The organism is Streptomyces sp. NPDC048191, from assembly GCF_040652655.1.
Lineage (GTDB): Bacteria > Actinomycetota > Actinomycetes > Streptomycetales > Streptomycetaceae > Streptomyces.
In genome coordinates this window covers 87,748-103,757 of record NZ_JBEZMO010000028.1, presented here as the reverse complement: position 1 = coordinate 103,757, position 16,010 = coordinate 87,748, and the positions used below count along the sequence as shown (strand labels likewise).

The 16,010-nt window shown below is 67.0% G+C and carries 14 protein-coding genes and 6 pseudogenes; 13 read left to right on the top strand and 7 right to left on the bottom strand.

Annotated features, from left to right (window positions below; all coding sequences use genetic code 11):
- Positions 1–337: 337 nt before the first annotated feature.
- Positions 338–664: pseudogene (locus AB0D93_RS32900) on the bottom strand (transposase); the annotation flags it as partial.
- A 412-nt stretch (positions 665–1,076) separates the two neighbouring features.
- On the opposite strand from AB0D93_RS32900, the gene AB0D93_RS32895 reads away from it, so the two are divergent.
- From AB0D93_RS32895 to AB0D93_RS32850, 10 genes are read left to right on the top strand one after another with little or no spacing between them, the layout of a single operon-like run.
- Positions 1,077–1,262, top strand: a complete 186-nt coding sequence (locus AB0D93_RS32895) for a hypothetical protein (protein WP_362127372.1) — start codon at positions 1,077–1,079, stop codon at positions 1,260–1,262.
- A 4-nt stretch (positions 1,263–1,266) separates the two neighbouring features.
- Positions 1,267–1,962 (top strand): thiamine phosphate synthase, encoded by a 696-nt coding sequence (gene thiE, locus AB0D93_RS32890; RefSeq protein ID WP_362127369.1) that lies wholly within the window; start codon positions 1,267–1,269, stop codon positions 1,960–1,962.
- A 7-nt stretch (positions 1,963–1,969) separates the two neighbouring features.
- Positions 1,970–2,962 (top strand): thymidylate synthase, encoded by a 993-nt coding sequence (locus AB0D93_RS32885; protein ID WP_362127366.1) that lies wholly within the window; start codon positions 1,970–1,972, stop codon positions 2,960–2,962.
- Between the two features lie 11 nt (positions 2,963–2,973).
- A complete protein-coding gene (locus AB0D93_RS32880; RefSeq protein ID WP_362127363.1) occupies positions 2,974–3,717 on the top strand; it encodes a class I SAM-dependent methyltransferase in 744 nt (247 codons plus the stop codon).
- Positions 3,717–4,196 carry a nucleoside 2-deoxyribosyltransferase gene (locus tag AB0D93_RS32875; protein WP_362127361.1) on the top strand — a complete coding sequence of 160 codons (480 nt, stop codon included), beginning with the start codon at positions 3,717–3,719 and terminating at the stop codon, positions 4,194–4,196. Before AB0D93_RS32880 ends, AB0D93_RS32875 begins: the two co-directional genes overlap by 1 nt.
- Positions 4,193–5,248: a glycine oxidase ThiO gene (gene thiO, locus AB0D93_RS32870; RefSeq protein WP_362127358.1), complete on the top strand. Its 1,056-nt coding sequence runs from the start codon at positions 4,193–4,195 to the stop codon at positions 5,246–5,248. Before AB0D93_RS32875 ends, thiO begins: the two co-directional genes overlap by 4 nt.
- Positions 5,245–5,442 carry a sulfur carrier protein ThiS gene (gene thiS / locus AB0D93_RS32865; RefSeq protein WP_362127355.1) on the top strand — a complete coding sequence of 66 codons (198 nt, stop codon included), beginning with the start codon at positions 5,245–5,247 and terminating at the stop codon, positions 5,440–5,442. The genes thiO and thiS overlap by 4 nt, the downstream gene beginning before the upstream one ends.
- Entirely contained in the window at positions 5,435–6,211 is a 777-nt protein-coding gene (locus tag AB0D93_RS32860) for a thiazole synthase (protein WP_362127352.1), read from the top strand. The genes thiS and AB0D93_RS32860 overlap by 8 nt, the downstream gene beginning before the upstream one ends.
- Complete coding sequence (thiD, locus tag AB0D93_RS32855) at positions 6,208–7,059, top strand: bifunctional hydroxymethylpyrimidine kinase/phosphomethylpyrimidine kinase (protein WP_362127349.1); 852 nt, start codon at positions 6,208–6,210, stop codon at positions 7,057–7,059. Before AB0D93_RS32860 ends, thiD begins: the two co-directional genes overlap by 4 nt.
- Positions 7,056–7,832, top strand: a complete 777-nt coding sequence (locus tag AB0D93_RS32850; RefSeq protein ID WP_362127347.1) for a tyrosine-protein phosphatase — start codon at positions 7,056–7,058, stop codon at positions 7,830–7,832. The genes thiD and AB0D93_RS32850 overlap by 4 nt, the downstream gene beginning before the upstream one ends.
- A gap of 47 nt (positions 7,833–7,879) precedes the next feature.
- Here AB0D93_RS32850 and AB0D93_RS32845 read toward each other — a convergent pair.
- Positions 7,880–8,814 (bottom strand): annotated as a pseudogene (locus tag AB0D93_RS32845) (IS256 family transposase); the annotation flags it as partial.
- Between the two features lie 291 nt (positions 8,815–9,105).
- On the opposite strand from AB0D93_RS32845, the gene AB0D93_RS32840 reads away from it, so the two are divergent.
- Positions 9,106–9,579 carry a hypothetical protein gene (locus AB0D93_RS32840; protein WP_362127344.1) on the top strand — a complete coding sequence of 158 codons (474 nt, stop codon included), beginning with the start codon at positions 9,106–9,108 and terminating at the stop codon, positions 9,577–9,579.
- 254 nt (positions 9,580–9,833) lie between these two features.
- On the opposite strand, the gene AB0D93_RS32835 is transcribed toward AB0D93_RS32840, so the two are convergent.
- A complete protein-coding gene (locus AB0D93_RS32835) occupies positions 9,834–10,124 on the bottom strand; it encodes a transposase (protein WP_362127383.1) in 291 nt (96 codons plus the stop codon).
- Between the two features lie 178 nt (positions 10,125–10,302).
- Positions 10,303–10,788 (bottom strand): annotated as a pseudogene (locus AB0D93_RS32830) (RNA-guided endonuclease TnpB family protein); the annotation flags it as partial.
- A 181-nt stretch (positions 10,789–10,969) separates the two neighbouring features.
- On the opposite strand from AB0D93_RS32830, the pseudogene AB0D93_RS32825 reads away from it, so the two are divergent.
- Positions 10,970–11,170, top strand: a pseudogene (locus AB0D93_RS32825) (IS5/IS1182 family transposase); the annotation flags it as partial.
- Between the two features lie 110 nt (positions 11,171–11,280).
- Entirely contained in the window at positions 11,281–12,738 is a 1,458-nt protein-coding gene (locus tag AB0D93_RS32820; RefSeq protein WP_362127341.1) for an MFS transporter, read from the top strand.
- A gap of 46 nt (positions 12,739–12,784) precedes the next feature.
- On the opposite strand, the pseudogene AB0D93_RS32815 reads toward AB0D93_RS32820, so the two are convergent.
- From AB0D93_RS32815 to AB0D93_RS32805, 3 genes and pseudogenes are all read right to left on the bottom strand, one after another.
- Positions 12,785–13,166 (bottom strand): annotated as a pseudogene (locus AB0D93_RS32815) (IS5/IS1182 family transposase); the annotation flags it as partial.
- Positions 13,167–13,287: 121 nt separating this feature from the next.
- Positions 13,288–13,440 (bottom strand): annotated as a pseudogene (locus AB0D93_RS32810) (RNA-guided endonuclease TnpB family protein); the annotation flags it as partial.
- A gap of 124 nt (positions 13,441–13,564) precedes the next feature.
- A complete protein-coding gene (locus AB0D93_RS32805; RefSeq protein ID WP_362127338.1) occupies positions 13,565–15,721 on the bottom strand; it encodes a prolyl oligopeptidase family serine peptidase in 2,157 nt (718 codons plus the stop codon).
- Positions 15,722–16,010: the final 289 nt, after the last annotated feature.

Below are 16,010 nucleotides of genomic sequence, written 5' to 3'. Positions count from 1 at the left end.
CCTACCCGAGGGGACTGACAGTTGAGAGTCCTTGATCATTGTGGGCGGCATCACCGCCGTGCGGGATGGACGCCGGATCGCCCTGACGGCGATCCGGCTGTCTCTGCCCTGCTCCGCAGGAGTCCGATTCCTCCCCGGCCTGAAGGCCGGGGCATCCTCGGAGGAACCCGGTGAAAGCCCGAGGTGCCGAAGTCCTGGACGGACACTGGACGGACGACCGCGGGCGCTGCCGCGCGGCCGGCATCCCGGACGAGGTGCCGTTCGCGACGAGGAACGAGCACCTCGGGTGGATGCTACTGCGCGATCGACGCGCGGCCCCTGGAAGAGGCGCAGGCCGCGTGCCGGTGCACTGGCGCTGCACGCCGGCGGAGCGGGTGCCCTTCTTTGCAAGGCCTGTGTCGTCGCAGATCAGTATCCCGTCCTTGGCGCCGATGGTCTCCACCATGTAGGCGGGTACGTCGTCGCGGACTGCGTCCTCGTCCCACTCGGAGTGATCGAGCAGGCGTTGCACCGAGTCCGGCCGCGCCTGCCCGACCTGCTCGGACATCGTCCAGACGTTCTTCCTCTCCAGCGGCGCGAGCAGCCCGGTCAGGTAGTCCAGCGCCCGCTCACGGGGCTCCGACCTGCCGAAACGGTGGGCAAACCAGGCATGGAACCCAGCCACCCTGAACGAACCGCCGGATGCGAGGCCCGCATGTCCGGTGGTGTGGGGGGAGGGCCGGGCGAATCGGCCCTCCTACCCGATCGAGGGTGTGCTTGCCGCTGTTGCCGTCAGCCTCGGTGGGTCGATCAACGTCCGTCGGACGGCCGCAGGTGGATGCCCACCGCCCAGTCAACCGGTCAGGGGACGCGGTCCGGCCGGGGCGGACGGCAGCCTAAGTGTCGGACCGGAGCGAAAGGAGTGGCGTATGGCCCCGCACAGGTCACCCCTACCTGTTGACCTTGAAACCGTCCCGGAGGTTTCCCGCGTAGTCGATGGGCGAGGGCTGGGCGTTCTGCTGCCGGAAACGATCCACTCCTTCGACGGCCATAACGACAACTGGTCGGGCCTAACAAGCACCGGAACGCAGATATCCATGAAGAAGATCGAGGGTCGTTACGCCCAGCAGCACTTCACCGTCGGCGGTCACTACGAGGCCGAAACGGTACGGGGACCCGAGGGATGGCGCATCAGCGAGTTCTCCTTCGACATGGCGTGGCACGCCGGGGACGGCCCGCTCGCCAAGACCGGCGGCGCGGCCGGACGCGGATCGGGCGTCTGACCCGGTGGACATACGAGAACGCCTGGCTGCGGCAACCCTCTACCTCTGCACCGACGCCCGCCGGGACTCGGGCGACCTGGCGGACTTCGCCGACGCGGCCCTCGCCGGCGGAGTGGACGTCATCCAGCTCCGCGACAAGGGCTCCGCGGGCGAACGGAAGTACGGGCCGCTGGAAGCCAAGGAGGCCCTGAAGGCGCTCGTGGTTCTGCGCGCCGCCTGCCGCAGATACCGGGCCCTGCTCGCGGTGAACGACCGCGCTGACCTCGCCCGGGCGGCGGAGGCCGACGTCCTCCACCTCGGCCAGGGTGACCTGCCGCTCGTCCATGCCCGCGATGTCGTGGGCAGCCGGACCGCGATCGGACGGTCCACGCACGACGCCGGCCAGCTGGCCGCGACCCTGGCAGAACCGGACCTCGACTACTTCGCCGTCGGGCCCTGCTGGCAGACACCGACGAAGCCTGGGCGTTCCGTGGCGGGCCTTGACCTGGTGCGCGCCGCCGGGGCGACCGGGGACCCTCGCCCCTGGTTCGCGATCGGCGGCATCGACCCCGACCGGCTGCCCGCCGTACTCGGCGCCGGGGCCCGCGGGGTCGCCGTCGTCCGGGCGATCACCGCGGCGGACGATCCGCGGCGCGCCGCCGCACACCTCAAGTCGCTGATCACCGCGTACCCGGCCGGCCGTCCCCAGCAACAGAACTGAGCACCCCATGGACTTCAAGACCTTCCACCACGCCTACCGGGCCGTGCTGCAGTCGGTGTTCGAGGAGCCCGAATACCGCAGCTCTCCCCGGGGATTTCCCAGCGTCGAACAGGTCGGGGTGCGGTACAGGCTGCTGGACCCTACCCAGCGGGTGCCGCTGGCCCAGGCGCGGCGGCTGAACATCATCTTCAATTTCGCCGAGGCCCTGTGGTACCTGTCCGGGCGCGACGACCTCGATTTCATCGCGTACTACGCACCGGGCATGCGCAAGTACTCCGCCGACGGTGTACGGCTGGCCGGCACCGCCTACGGCCGCGCCCTGTTCGGCCGGCACGGCGGCTCCCCGAGCCAGTGGCAGCGTGTTGTGGAGGAGTTGCGCGGCGACCGGGACAGCAAGCGGGCCGTGCTGCAGATCTTCCGCAGCGAGGAACTGCTCACGCCCGGCAATCCCGACGTCTCGTGCACGCTGGGACTCCAGTTCCTGCTCCGGGAGGGAGCCCTCCACGCGGTCGGCATGATGCGGGCCAACGACGCCTACCGCGGCATGTCGAGCGACGTGTTCTCCTTCACCTTTCTGCAGGAGATGCTCGCGCGGGAGTTGGCCGTCCAGCTCGGCGAGTACACGCACTTCGTGGGATCGCTGCACGTGTACGACCCGGACCGTGAGCGGGTGGCGGCGGTATTGGCCGACCCCGCATCGCAGCGGGAACCGGAGTTCACCTTCCCCGCCATGCCGGAGGGCGACAACTGGCCCTATGTGCGCGAGGTGCTCCGCCTGGAGGAGGCCCTCCGGCACAACCGGCACCGGCTGGGCGACGAGCAGCTCGGCCTGCCCGACTACTGGGTCCAGGTGGTGCTGCTGTTCGAGGTCCAGCGGCGGCTGCGACGGGAGGAGTCAGTCGACGAGGCCCTCCTCGGCCGGCTCTGGCCCGTCCACCGCCGGCTCGTCGCACATCGCTGGCCGTCGCTGCCGGTCGCCGCAGGCCGTCCGCAGAATTGAGAGGGGTCCCCTTGGGTACGAACTGGAAGGACACTCCGGACGTCGCGTCCGGCTTCGAGGCCTACGATGACCTGCCCGAGCGGGTCGTGGGCTATCCGACGGTCTTCGCTGAGCTGGGACTGGGCACGCCCGAGGTGCGCACGGTACTCGACTACGGCTGCGGGCCGGGCAAGGTCGCCCGTCGCGTCGTCGAGGCGTTCGACGACGTGCACGTTGTGGGCGCGGACATCTCCCCGGGAATGCTCGACATCGCCCGCGCCCAGCGCTCCCACTCCAGGATCACGTACCGTCAGGTGGAGAGCGGACGACTGGCCTTCCTGGCGTCGGATTCCTTCGACGCGGCGATGTCCTGCTACGTCTTCATCAACATCGGTGACCGCGACGCCATCCGGGCCATCGCCGCCGAGGTCCACCGCGTCCTGCGGCCCGGCGCCCGCTACACGGTGCTCGACACCAACCCCACCACCACCGGCGTGCAGTTCTCGAAGTTCCGCAACGGCGATCCCGGCAAGGCCTACACCACCGGGGAACTCCGCCGGGTCCTGCTGGACATTCCCGCCGGCGGGACCCTGGAACTCATCGACCACCACTGGCCCCAGCAGGTCTACCTCGACGCGCTGACTGAGGCGGGATTTTCCGAGGTCTGGGCCAAGGACCCCCTGCTGGGAGATGTCGAGCCGGATCCAGCACTGCATCCCGAGCTGGCCGCGGAGCGCGTCCACCCACCGTTCCTCATCGTCACAGGAGTGAAGTGATGACCAACAAGTCCACCGGCACGGTGTTTCTCGGCGGCCCCTTCAAGGGGATCGTCGATCCGGCCACGGGAGAGATGGACAAGAGGTACCGCTGTCGCTTCGAGGCACTGATCGACCGCCTCGACTCCGAGGGGTACGTCGTGCACAACGCCCATCGCAGGGAGAGCTGGGGAGCCGCCTTCCTGACGCCCGAGGAGTGCACCCGCCTCGACTTCGACGAGATCTCCGCCAGCGATGTCTTCGTCGCCTTCCCAGGAGCTCCCGCTTCGCCGGGCACCCATGTGGAGATCGGCTGGGCCTCAGCTCTGGGCAAGCCGATCGTTTTCTTGCTGGAGCAGGACGCCGAGTACGCGCTTCTCGTGCGAGGCCTGCACACCGTCGCCAATGTCACCGTGATCACGGTTGAAGACGACGACCTCGAACTGGCCGAGCAGGTGTCGCTGGCCGTACGCGAGGCCGTGTCCGGGGTGACCGCGTGAAGCAGCTGGCGGTAGTTGGAGCCGGCGCCATCGGCCTGGCGGTGGCGTGGTGGGCGGCTGCCGCGGGCTGGGTGGTTACGGTGTACGACCCGGAGCCCGCCCGGGGCGCCTCCTGGGTGGCAGGCGGTATGCTCGCCGCCTCCTCCGAGGGATGGCCAGGTGAAGAGGAGCTGCTGGCGCTCAGCGCGCTGTCGCTGGCCCGGTGGCCCGAATTCGCCAAGCGCCTCGTCGCCGAGTCTGGGATGCCGTCCGGGCTGCGCACCGATGGCATGGTGATCGTCGGCATGGACTCCGCCGACGCCAAGGAGCTTGACGTCCTCGCAAATTGGCTGGCGGAGAACGGCAGGCCAGTCGCCAGGCTGAGCGGCAGGGAGCTTCGGCGCCACGAGCCCGCACTGTCCCAGGGCATCCGTGCCGCACTGGACGTTCCCGATGACCTGGCGGTGGACAACCGGGCTCTGCTTGCCGCCCTGCAGGCCGCCTGCGCCGTGTCAGGAGTCCGCGTGGTACGCGAGCGGGTGACGGATCCCGCACTGCTCGAAGCCGACCAGGTCGTGATCTCGGCCGGTGTGGGAGCGAGCGCGCTGCACGCGATGGCGCGGGTGAGGGCGGTCAAGGGGGAGATTCTCCGGGTGCGGTCACGGGCAGGAGTGCTGCCGTCCCCCGGCCGTACCGTCCGCGGACTGGTGTACGGGCGCCGGGTGTATCTCGTACCACGCGACGACGGTCTGGTCGTCGGTGCCACGCAGCACGAGGTGGGCCACGACCGCGAGGTGACGATCGGCGGAGTCCGGGACCTCATCGCCGACGCCGAGACCGTCCTGCCGACGATCGCCGAGTATGAGCTCGTCTCCGCGGACGCCGGTCTGAGGCCGATGTCCCCGGACAATCTGCCTCTCATCGGCCGCGTGGACGCGAGGACCGTGCTGGCGACCGGACACGGGCGCAACGGCCTACTGCTGGCCCCGATCACCGCCGAAGCGGTACTGGCCGAACTCGACGGCCGGCCGCTTCCCGAAGTCGCCGCGGCCCACCCGAGGAGATTTGCATGAACGTCATCGTGAACGGAGAACGGCAGACCGTCGCTGAAGGCTGCACCGCGGCCGACGTCGTCGCGAAGCTGGAAGTACCGGAACGCGGAATCGCCGTCGCAGTCGACGGCGAGGTCCTTCCCCGTGGCCAGTGGGACGTGAAGCTGGCCGAGAACACAACCATCGAGATACTCACGGCGGTGCAGGGTGGCTGAGGAACTGACGATCGCCGGGCGCCGGTTCGGCTCCCGTCTCATCACGGGTACCGGCGGAGCCGCGAACCTGACCGTGCTCGAGCGGGCTCTGGTGGCCTCGGGCACGGAAATGACGACGGTCGCACTGCGCCGGGTGGACGCCGGCGGCGGCAGCGGAGTCCTGGAACTCCTGCGAAAACTGGACATCGCGCTTTTGCCGAACACCGCGGGCTGCCGCGGCGCGGCCGAGGCCGTTCACACCGCCAAGATGGCCCGTGAGGCACTGGAGGCCGACTGGATCAAGGTGGAGGTCGTCGCCGACGAGCGGACCCTGCTGCCCGATGTGTCTGAACTGGTCTGGGCCTGCGAGCAGTTGGTCGATGCCGGGTTCGTCGTCCTCCCGTACACCACCGACGATCCTGTGGTGGCCCGCAGGCTGGAGGATGTGGGCTGCGCGGCCGTCATGCCGCTGGGCTCGCCCATCGGTACCGGACGCGGCATCTCCAACCCGCAGAACATCGAAATGATCGTCGAGGCAGCCGGGGTGCCCGTTATCCTCGACGCCGGGATCGGTACCGCGAGTGACGCGGCGCTCGCCATGGAGCTCGGCTGTGACGCAGTGTTGCTCGCCAGTGCCATCACCCGGGCGAAGGATCCGGCGCGGATGGCACAAGCCATGGCCGCCGGCGTGGCGGCGGGCTTCGATGCACGCCACGCCGGCCGTATCCCCATGCGGTTCTGGGCCCAGGCGTCCTCCCCCGCGCTGCCCGACCGGGACGACGCGTCGTGATTCCCATCGCCCTTACCATCGCCGGGAGCGATCCGAGCGGCGGCGCTGGACTGCAAGCCGATCTCAAGGTGTTCTCGGCTCTCGGCGCCTACGGGACCAGCGTCGTCACGGCCCTGACCGCCCAGAGCACGCGGGGCGTGAGCGCCGTGCACTGCCCGCCGCCGGAGTTCCTGGAGAGCCAGCTCGACGAGCTCCTGGCCGACGTTCGCATCGACACCGTCAAGATCGGGATGCTGGGCGACGCCCGCCTGGTGGAGGCCGTCGCGGACCGGCTGACCCGGCACCGTCCGCGATACGTGGTGCTGGACCCCGTCATGGTGGCGAAGAGCGGTGACCGGTTGCTCGCCGCCGACAGCGTGGCCGCGCTGCGCACGCGGCTGTTGCCGCTGGTCGACCTGGTCACCCCGAACCTCCCGGAAGCCGCCGAGCTGCTGGGCGAGGAGGAGGCCGGTGACGAGGCGGCGATGCACGAGCAGGTGCGCCGCCTCGCCGAGCTTTGCCCGCGGGTCCTACTGAAGGGCGGGCACCTGGCCGGTGCCGACAGCGTCGACCTCTTCCTGGAGGAGGGCTCGATCAGCAGGCTCAGCGCGCCTCGGGTGAGAACCGAGAACACCCACGGCACCGGATGCGCCCTGTCCTCGGCGATCGCAGCGCTGCGCCCGCAACGCCCGGAGTGGCACAGCGCGATCGCCGATGCCAAGGGCTATCTGGCGGAGGCACTGCGCCATGCCGACACCTTGCGTGTCGGCACCGGGCACGGCCCACCGTCCCACTTCCACGCCTGGTGGCCCTCACGTGCAGAGGCGGACCGCACGGACCCGGTCGGATCGGATGTGATCCCGTCGTGATCACGAACGGTGCATCTCCTTCCCGCTTCGTCGAGGTCGATGGCTGCTTCAACTACCGAGACCTCGGTGGCTACCGCACCCAGGACGGCAGAACGGTGGCCTGGCGCCGGCTGTACCGGTCCGACGGGCTGCATCGGATCACCCACTGCGGCACGGCTGCCTTCGACGCGCTCGGTGTGGTGACGGTCATCGACCTGCGGTCGCCGGTCGAGGTCGCGACGCGGAAGTGGACCCCGTCGGCCGGTTGGTCCGGTCGGCGGCTTCTCCTCCCGCTCCTTCCGGAGCCCCCGGACTGGGCGGCCGAGGATCCTGAGGACCTCGCTCAGGAGGACTTCGCCGCGCGGCACTACTGGCATACCGCCGTCACCGGCGCCGCCAGGCTGAAGGCGGCGGTGGAGGCCCTGGCCGCTCCAGGTGCGCTGCCCGCGGTGTTCCACTGCGCTGCCGGCAAGGACCGCACCGGTGTCTTGGCGGCCCTGGTGCTGCGGTTGCTCGGCGTTCCGGTCGAGACGATCGCCGACGATTACGCACTCAGTGATGAGGCGACTGCCCGGTGGGAGGCGTCCCTGGAGGCTGGCAATGAGGATGACACCCAGACCACTTGGGCGTACGTGCCGCCAGCGATGCTAGTCGCTCCACCGGCCAATATGCTCCTCTTCCTTCAACGTCTGGACGTCGAGTATGGATCAGTCCAGGGATTCGCTACCCATATCGGCATCGGCCGGGAATCCGTCGAGCGGCTTCGCCAGGCGTTGCTCAGTGGCTATTCGTGACGTCGCAAGGGCCCAGCCGGGTGTGAGGCTCGGGCCGTGCCAGTGAGGTATCTGTAGAACGTCAACAGCTTGTCCAGGTCGCCGGTGATCTTCGCGGCGGCTTTGGGCCACTTTGTTTCGCAGTCCTTCGCGGACGCGCGGGCCGCCTGCCCAGCAGGGGACCGATCCGCGGCGTTGTAGATCTCCTGCAGGGCCTTGCCGGCCCTGGTGTGCACGGGCTTCGACAGGGAGTTGATCACATTCCTGGTTTTGTGAACCCAGCACCTTTGATGCCGGGCCTGCGGAAACACCTCTGCCAGAGCCCGCCACTGGCCCATCGCCCCGTCCCCCAGGGCCGGGTTCCTCATTCCCCGCCGCCGGCAGTCGCGCAGCAAGTCGGCCCATGATTCGGTGGATTTCCGCAGACCCTCCGCGAGCGCGATCAGTTCCTTGGTGCCGTTGAGGCGGACGCTCATCAGAACCAGGGTGCAGGAGTGAGCCTGGCCGAGGCGGGCCTTCGGGTGCACGCCGTCGGCCCACACGTAGACATAATCGGAGGCGGACAGGTCGCGTTTCTGGAAGGCGGCGTGGTCGTCCTGCCACTGCCTGGTGAGCCGGGCTACCGTCGCTGCGGACAGGCCGGCCGAGCTGCCGAGGAACTGCTCGAGGGTGGGCACGAAGTCGCCGCTGGACAATCCGTGCAGGTAGAGGAGCGGGACGACTTCACTGATCTCCGGAGACTTACGGCACCAGGGCGGAAGGATCCTGGAGGAGAACCGGTGACGCTCGCCGGTCTCCTCGTCGACGCGACGATCGTTGACCCGTGACGCCCCGTACCTCAACAGAGCCAGCGGCTGGTCACGGTGCGGGGACGGTGATGACCGTTGCGCACCACCAGGCGGCGGCCGCATTCGTCCCGCTTGGCGGCCAACTCGGCCATGCACTGGTTGACTTCTGCTTCAAGGGCAGCGGCGAGCATCCGTCGGGCCCCCTCCCGCACGATATCCGGTGGACGTGGAGCCGCCTTCATTCACTACGCCGAGCATGGGCGTGCCTTCCAGTCCCGCGCTGCAACGCGGGCCCTGACTTGGTGACCATCACAGGATCATTTGGAAGGTACGTCCTTCGCATGCCCTCCCGAGGGACCATCCACAAGTCATGAGCATTGCTCTGCTGCGACTTCCAGAAAACGCGGAACATGCACCGCCCACGATCGGGGCAATGAAGTGGGCGTGGAGCCGCAACCGCGAGAGTTCTCCACGGCACGTATCGCCCACCCATGGAGAGGACCAGAATGAAGAGCGGGTTGCGGATCGGTGTGATGGCTTTCGCGGCCTTCACGATGGCCGGCGCCAATATGTCGACCGCCCACGCGCAGGAGACGCTCAACGGCTCGGACGGACCGATCGTGGTGTTCGGTTCGAACAACATCGTTGCGGGACGGGATGCCGTGGTCGGCTCGGGACAGGGCGGCGTCGTCACGGAGCCCGGTGCCGGGACGGCCGTACGACGGAAGCTGGGAGAGTTCGTCACGCTTCCGGGCTCTGGTCTGCGGGCGACAGCCACGGTCACCTGCGATCCCGGCTGGGTGGTGACGGGAGGCGGGTTCGATCCGCAGAGCGATTCGAACTTCAGGGTAATTTCCTCCCAGCCCATTGGCGCGGACGCGTCGGGCGCCAACCCGACGGGCTGGCAAATCGTCTTCACACACGAGGTGTCCGACATCGCCACGGCCGCTCGCGCGGTAGCCCTCTGCGTGCAGGCGTGACGGTGGGACGGTGGCTGAGGCCACCGTCCCGGGTACGATCCGCTGTCCTGGATCCTTCGGTACCTCATAGCGGGCGGACGGGCTTGAGGAACAGCAGCGGTGCGCCGAGCAGGAGCATCCCGACGCCGATCACCGAGTCCCACCCGGCATAGAGGAGGCTCGACCCGAGGACCCAGAGGCAGCTCCCGGTTTCGCGGTGGCGAAAGACTTGAAGTTCTCCCCTCCCTTCGCAAGCTCAGGAAGGGGATTCCCGTCTACCATTCGGCGACAGGCTTGACGGTTTTACCCGCCCTGCGACCGCGCCTTCCGGCGGCCGGGACCTCCACGATGACGTGGCCGATCCGATACAGGTGCAGGATGTTCCGGGCCGCGTTCCAGTCGGCGTTTGCGGTCCATCCACACTCGGTGTTCTTGCACGCGAACAGCTCTTGGGTCTCTCGGCTGCCTGGCGTGATGAAGCCGCACGCTGAGCAGCGCTGGGAGGTGTACGGGGCCGGTATCTTGACCAGCTCGCCGCCGCACCGGGCGAGCTTGTACGTCAGCATCGTGACCGTCCGCCCCCACGCCTCTTGTGTGATGGAGCGGTTCGTACCGGCCTTGGCCTTGGCCCCGTTGCGCAGGTAATTGCCTTCGTTGTCGCAGTTCGGGCTTCGGCTGGGGCGCTTTGGTCATGCCGAGGATGTTGAGCTGTTCGACCACGACCGTGCCGTAGGTGTGGGCGAGGTAGGTGGTCGTCTGGTGCTGCCAGTCCAGGGCTCGTCGCGTGGCTTGTGCTCGGAGCTGCTGGATCTGGTCGTAGGTGTAGGTGTGCTGCAAGCGGCGGGAGGTCTTCTCCCCCTTCTTGCGGAAGGACTTCTGGTGTGCGGCCTGCCGCTGAAGCGTGAGGAGCTTGGCCTTCTCCTTCTCGGTGAGCCACTTGTCCCGGTCAGCGGTTTGGTCCGCAAGACGGGGCGGACGTCCGTGGTCCTGGTGGTCCTCGTTGGACAGGGCGAGGGGGATGTTCACTCCGGCGTCGATGGCGACCTTTGGTCCCTGGCGGGGCTCGGGCCTGGCCTCCAAGCTCTGCACACGGATTGCGATGTGCCAGCCCAAAGCGTCCTTCACCAGCCGGGCGCCGGTGATCTGGTTCTCCTTGGTCGCTTTCTTGCCCACGGGCAGGTCTTTGGTCCAGGGGAAGCGAACCCGGCCCACCTTGGGGATGTTGACCATGCCCCAGCGGCGGTGGACGCGGACGATGTTCAGGTCCCGCCCCTGCGAGATGTCCACGGACATCCCGGAGCGCGCGTGAGGACACCACCCTGGCGAAGATCGCTGCCGGGTTCGGGATCAGCGAGTCCACCGCCCACGCCTGCACCCGCGTAGTCATCCACCCGCTTGCCGAGCCTCGCTTACCAGGATCAAACGCAAACCCCTGCAGGAACTCACCCTCACCGAGAAGACCGTCAACCTGGCCCTGGCCGCGACGCGAGCACCAGCCGAACACGGTGTCGCACGCGTGAAGTTTTGGCGCATCTTCCGCAAATCCCGGTGCAGGCCAAACCGCATGACGTCAATCGCCAAATCCGTCCTCGCGCGGGAGCGGCAACGCTGAAGAAGCTCAATGAGCGATTCCGAACTATAATAGCGACATAAAGTAATCGTGCATCCTGAGCCGAGAGGAAGAAAATTCTCGCAGCACGCGCCCGACGCGTAGGAGCGGCGATGGCTCGAAAGGGCAATGAGAACCGAGGGCTTTTCAGTGCGACAGAACGACTCTGCCTGCTTGGGCTTGGCCTGGCTGCTTTGGCAGTGCAAGCAGATTGGCTGGCCGCCAATCTGGCACTGCCTCTGATTTCCAAGCACTTCTCCGCCTCGACGACTGACTTGCATTGGGTTCTTTCGGGGTTCATGCTTGCATTCGGTTCCGTCTTGCCAATTACGGGGCGAGTGGCAGACTCGTACGGCCGGCGCAAGCTGACATTTCTCGGCCTTGGAGTTTTCGCCTTGGGGTCTCTTGTTTCTGCTTCAGCGGAGAGCGAGTGGTGGTTGGTGTTGGGCAGGGTCATTCAAGGAGCCGGGGGAGCAATGATCCTTCCTGCGACTGTTTCCATTGTCTCTGCTGCTTTTGTGGGACACCGCAAGGCGGTAGCCCTCGGCATTGTGCTCGGTTCTGCAGGAGTCGGTGGAGCTCTGGGCCCTCTGATCGGCGGGGTGCTCGCACAAGAGCTGGGTTGGAGGTCCGTATTCTATATTAATGCCCCTGTCTGTTTGCTGTCAGCCGTTGCGATATCCCTGTTTCATCAAGAGGGTGATACCCCAGAGAAACCATCACCACCTCCGGTTATCAATAGTGCGCTGGTCTCCATTGGTGTGGTTGCCATCAGTCTCGCGATTGATCGAGGCACGGCGTGGGGATGGACCTCGAAAGCCATCTTGAGTATCACCTGCTGCGGGGGTATCGCACTGCTCTCTTTTGCGTTGACCGAACGAAGGAGGGATAATTCGCTGCACCCTCGCTCGCTGTATCAAGACCGAAGGATATCTGCGATCACGTTGGCCGGTACGGTTGCCACCTTCATTTTCACACTGTTGTCCTTCTTCTCTGTTATGGCCCTACAGGAAGTTCACTCGCTCTCTTCTGTAAAAGCCGGTCTGATATTCCTCTGTCTTTCCGTGATGGATGTGTTGGCAACGTACGCGGCCGGACATCTTTCCAACTCCAAGTTTTCTTTTCTGGCAGTCTTCGCTGCCATGTGGGTGTTGGCCGTGGCACTTCTGTGCCTCGCATCCTCCAATGCGCTTCTCCCTTATGTGCTATTCCTGGCTGCTTGCGGGCTGGGAATCGGCATGACGGGAGGTATATCTAACGTACTCACTCAACATTATGTGGAGCCGAGTAAGGCGGGATCGGCACTGAGTTACACCTTGGCGATCAAAATGTTGTCCTCTTCCCTGCTGCTGTCACTGGCATCCACGATCCTGGAGTCCTTGAACGGAGGCGTCGCTGGAGCGTCAAGGAATGGCTCCGCCATCAACGAAATATTTGCCTATAGCGCAGGACTCACAGCATTCGGTGCAATCGTCACGATTCTTCTGATGTTGCACACAACGAGACGTGGGCGACACGATTTTATGAAAGTCCTTGCGCGCGGCAGAGGGCGATCAAAGACGGGCAGATGAAGAACCAGGATTTTTTTCTTAGACCAACCGAGGATAGGGATCCTCTCAGGCGGCGTGCTGTTGGGCGATGCAGCCATCGACAGATGTTTCTGCTCGCTGAATCAGCGCGCGAGTGGTGACGAATACGACAGCCAGGCAGAGGTAGAAGTCGACTACTTGCCGTCTCGCCCAAAGCGCCGCCCGATCTTTCCGTAGCCGTTCATCCAGGACTGGGTGCGTTCGACCACCCAACGTTTGCCGACTTGGATCGGGGCGGGCACGCCTCTGCGGGCGATCTCGCCGGCGCACCCAACACCTGGCGGCTGGGCTTGCTGTCGGGGGCGGAGTCGAGATGCACGGTGGCGTCCGCGGGGAGGGTCCCGACCTGGCGTCGCGCCGCGTCGATGGTCGGTCCGAGCAGACCTGAGAGGTCGGCTCGAACCGGCCGATACGGCGGAAGGAGCGACCGAACCTGGCGGCTTTGTACTCCCGTACCCTTCAAGCAGGCTCGATCGGGCATGAGCGGTAGCCCCGGGAGACCGGTGCTGCTACTCGCCCTCGCTGCTAAGGGATGTTGAGCTGTTCGACCACGACCGTGCCGTAGGTGCGGGCGAGGTAGGTGGTCGTCTGGTGCTGCCAGTCCAAGGCTCGTCGCGTGGCTTTTGCTCGGAGCTGCTTGATCTGGTCGTAGGTGTGCTGCAAGCGGCGGGAGTGAAGTTCCCCCTGAGTCTGGACAGCGGGTGGTTACGCTGCAGGGGCGAGATCTTGGGTCACCAGGGCTGTGGTTTCGAGCGGTGTGACAGAGCCGTACTCGGGGGTGTGGGCAGCGGCCACCGGTCGGAGTCTGTCACGCAGGGTGGTCGGTGTGGGGTGGGTCAGTGTTGGGGGGTGTGAGGTGGGTGTGGGTGGCGCAGAAGGCGAGGGCGTCGGCTTGGCGGTCGATGAGTCGGGTGGCGGCTCGGGGGCCGTGGCCGGTGTCGTGTTCGGTGCGTAGGAGGACGGGGTGGGAGGTGGTCGCGTGTTGGAGGGCCGCGGTGAGTTTGCGGGTGTGTGCGGCTCCGACGCGTGGATCGTGACGGGGGCTGGTGAGGAGAACTGCGGGGTAGGAGGTGTTGGGGTTGGTGTTGTGGTATGGGGAGTAACTGAGAAGGGTGGGGAGGTGTCGGGGGTTGTCGGGGTTGCCGAATTCGTCGGTCCACCAGGTTCCGATGCCGAGGTGGGGATAGCGGATCATGTCGGTGAGAGCGTCGGAGCAGACAGCGGCGGCGTATTGGTGGGGGTTTCGAGTGATGGCAGTGGCGACCACGAGGCCACTGTGGGAGGCGCCGCGGATGGCGAGTTGGGCGGGTGTTGTCAGGCCCTGGGTGCACAGCCAGCGGGCGGCTGCGTCGAAGTCGGTGAACGTGTTGGGTTTGTTCATGCCGCGGCCGGCAGCGTGCCAGGCCGCGCCTTTCTCGCCGCCGCCTCTGACCCCGGCGATGGCGTAGATGCCGCCTGCGCGTACCCAGGCTGTGATTGTGGGACTGTAGCCGGGGGAAGCGGAGCCGCCGAAGCCGCCGTAGGCGGTCAGCATGGTCGGCCTCGGCCCGTGCTCGTGTCCAGGGGGCAGAATGAGGTGCATGGGCACCTCGATGCCCTGGTCCGTGGTATAGGCCACTTGGTGGACAGTCGGTGAGTTGCCGCCCCAAGGGTCCGTGTCGTCGCCCGGTACCGGTGCTGCTTCGCCAGCGGTGCTGTCGTAGGGGCTGAGCCGCCCGTCGGTAAGGGTGTACTGGAAGACGGTGTGGGGGGTGAGGAAGTCGGTGTACAGGAAGTACGCCCGGTCTTCCCGGCCGGGGACGGTGGTCAGCCGGGTGATGGTTCCCGGCCCCGCCGCGGGGAGCGGTACCTCGCCGAGCGGTGCCCCGGCCTCGTCGTGCAGTGACAGTCGCCCGCGCCCGTCCTCGGTCAGGGAGACCAGGAAGCGCACCGGCCCCTGGCTCGCGGGATCGGCGAGCATCACGCACCCGGACAGCACTTGCCCCGCACGGGGGTCGATCACCGTGGTCCAGTGCGGCTGTGGCCGGGCGTGTGGATCGACGACGCACACCCGGGCGCCTTCCCCGGCCCGGCTGGTGATCGCGTACACGAGGTCGCCAGGGCCGAACTTCACCAGGGCCTGGCTGCCGTCTTCGCGTCCGTCGTGCACCACACTCAGGTCCGGGGCCCGGGGCCCGGTCCGGCTCAGGTCCGCCAGATAGGCCATGTTCCCGCTCTGGGTCCCGGGAGCACAGGTCAGCGACAGCCAGCGGCCGCTGGCGCTGACCGTGACGGACAACTGCCGGAACGGGGTTTCGAACACCACTTCGTCCTCCCCGGGGGCGGTGTCCGCTCCCTGCCCGGGGGTGGTGTCCAGGCGGTAGAGGCGTACCCGGCGAACCGGATCCGCCGCCCCTCCGGTGACGTAGAAGAACCCGCTGTCGTCCGCCAGCCAGGCCACCGGGGTGGGCCTTCCCGGATCCACCGCATGCCCCACCTCCCGGCCGGTCTCGACGTCCCGGACGCGGAGCGTCGGCCGTTCCTGCCCGCCGCCGGACAGCTGGAAAGCCACCAGCCGACCCGACCAGGAGGGTCTGAACGCGTCCAGGACCGTGGCCCCGGAAGGATCGAAGGCCAGCGGGTCGACCAGCATGCGCGGCGGCGACGTGCCGTCGGCAACCATCACCGCCGGCAACTCCCGCCCCGCCCCCCTGCTCAGGAAGAACCGCCGCTCTCCCCTGAGGACCGGAGTCGAGGTCACAGGAGTCATCACACCCCCCAGGCCCGCCGCCTCCGCCAGAACACGGCGGAAGAACGGATGCGACGGCCACCGGGCTCTCTGGGCGGCACACAGCTCCTCCTGCGCGGCCAGCCACTCCTCCACCTCGGCCCCCTCCCCCTCCAGCCACCGGTACGGATCCGCCACCGCCACCCCGCCCACCATGTCCACTACCGGCTCGCGTACCGCCCGCGGATACAACACCATCGACAACACCTCTCGATCTCTTCCATCACTGCACAAAAAAGTGGTCCTCCCCTTCCAGGGGGACCACTTTCAAACGCCGCTACCGGGACACCGGCCGCTCTTACTCGGCGTCGCCCTCGGCAAGCGCAGCCTGCCAGTCAGCAACCACGATGACCTCGTCAGACGCCCAACAGTGGGGACCAGCGATCTCGTTCATGAGTTTCTCTTTTCGATAGGGTGGAACAACTGAGTCCATTTTCGTTTCACGCCCAGCACTTCGCGGTCGCCCGATCGGACGATGAACCGGGCC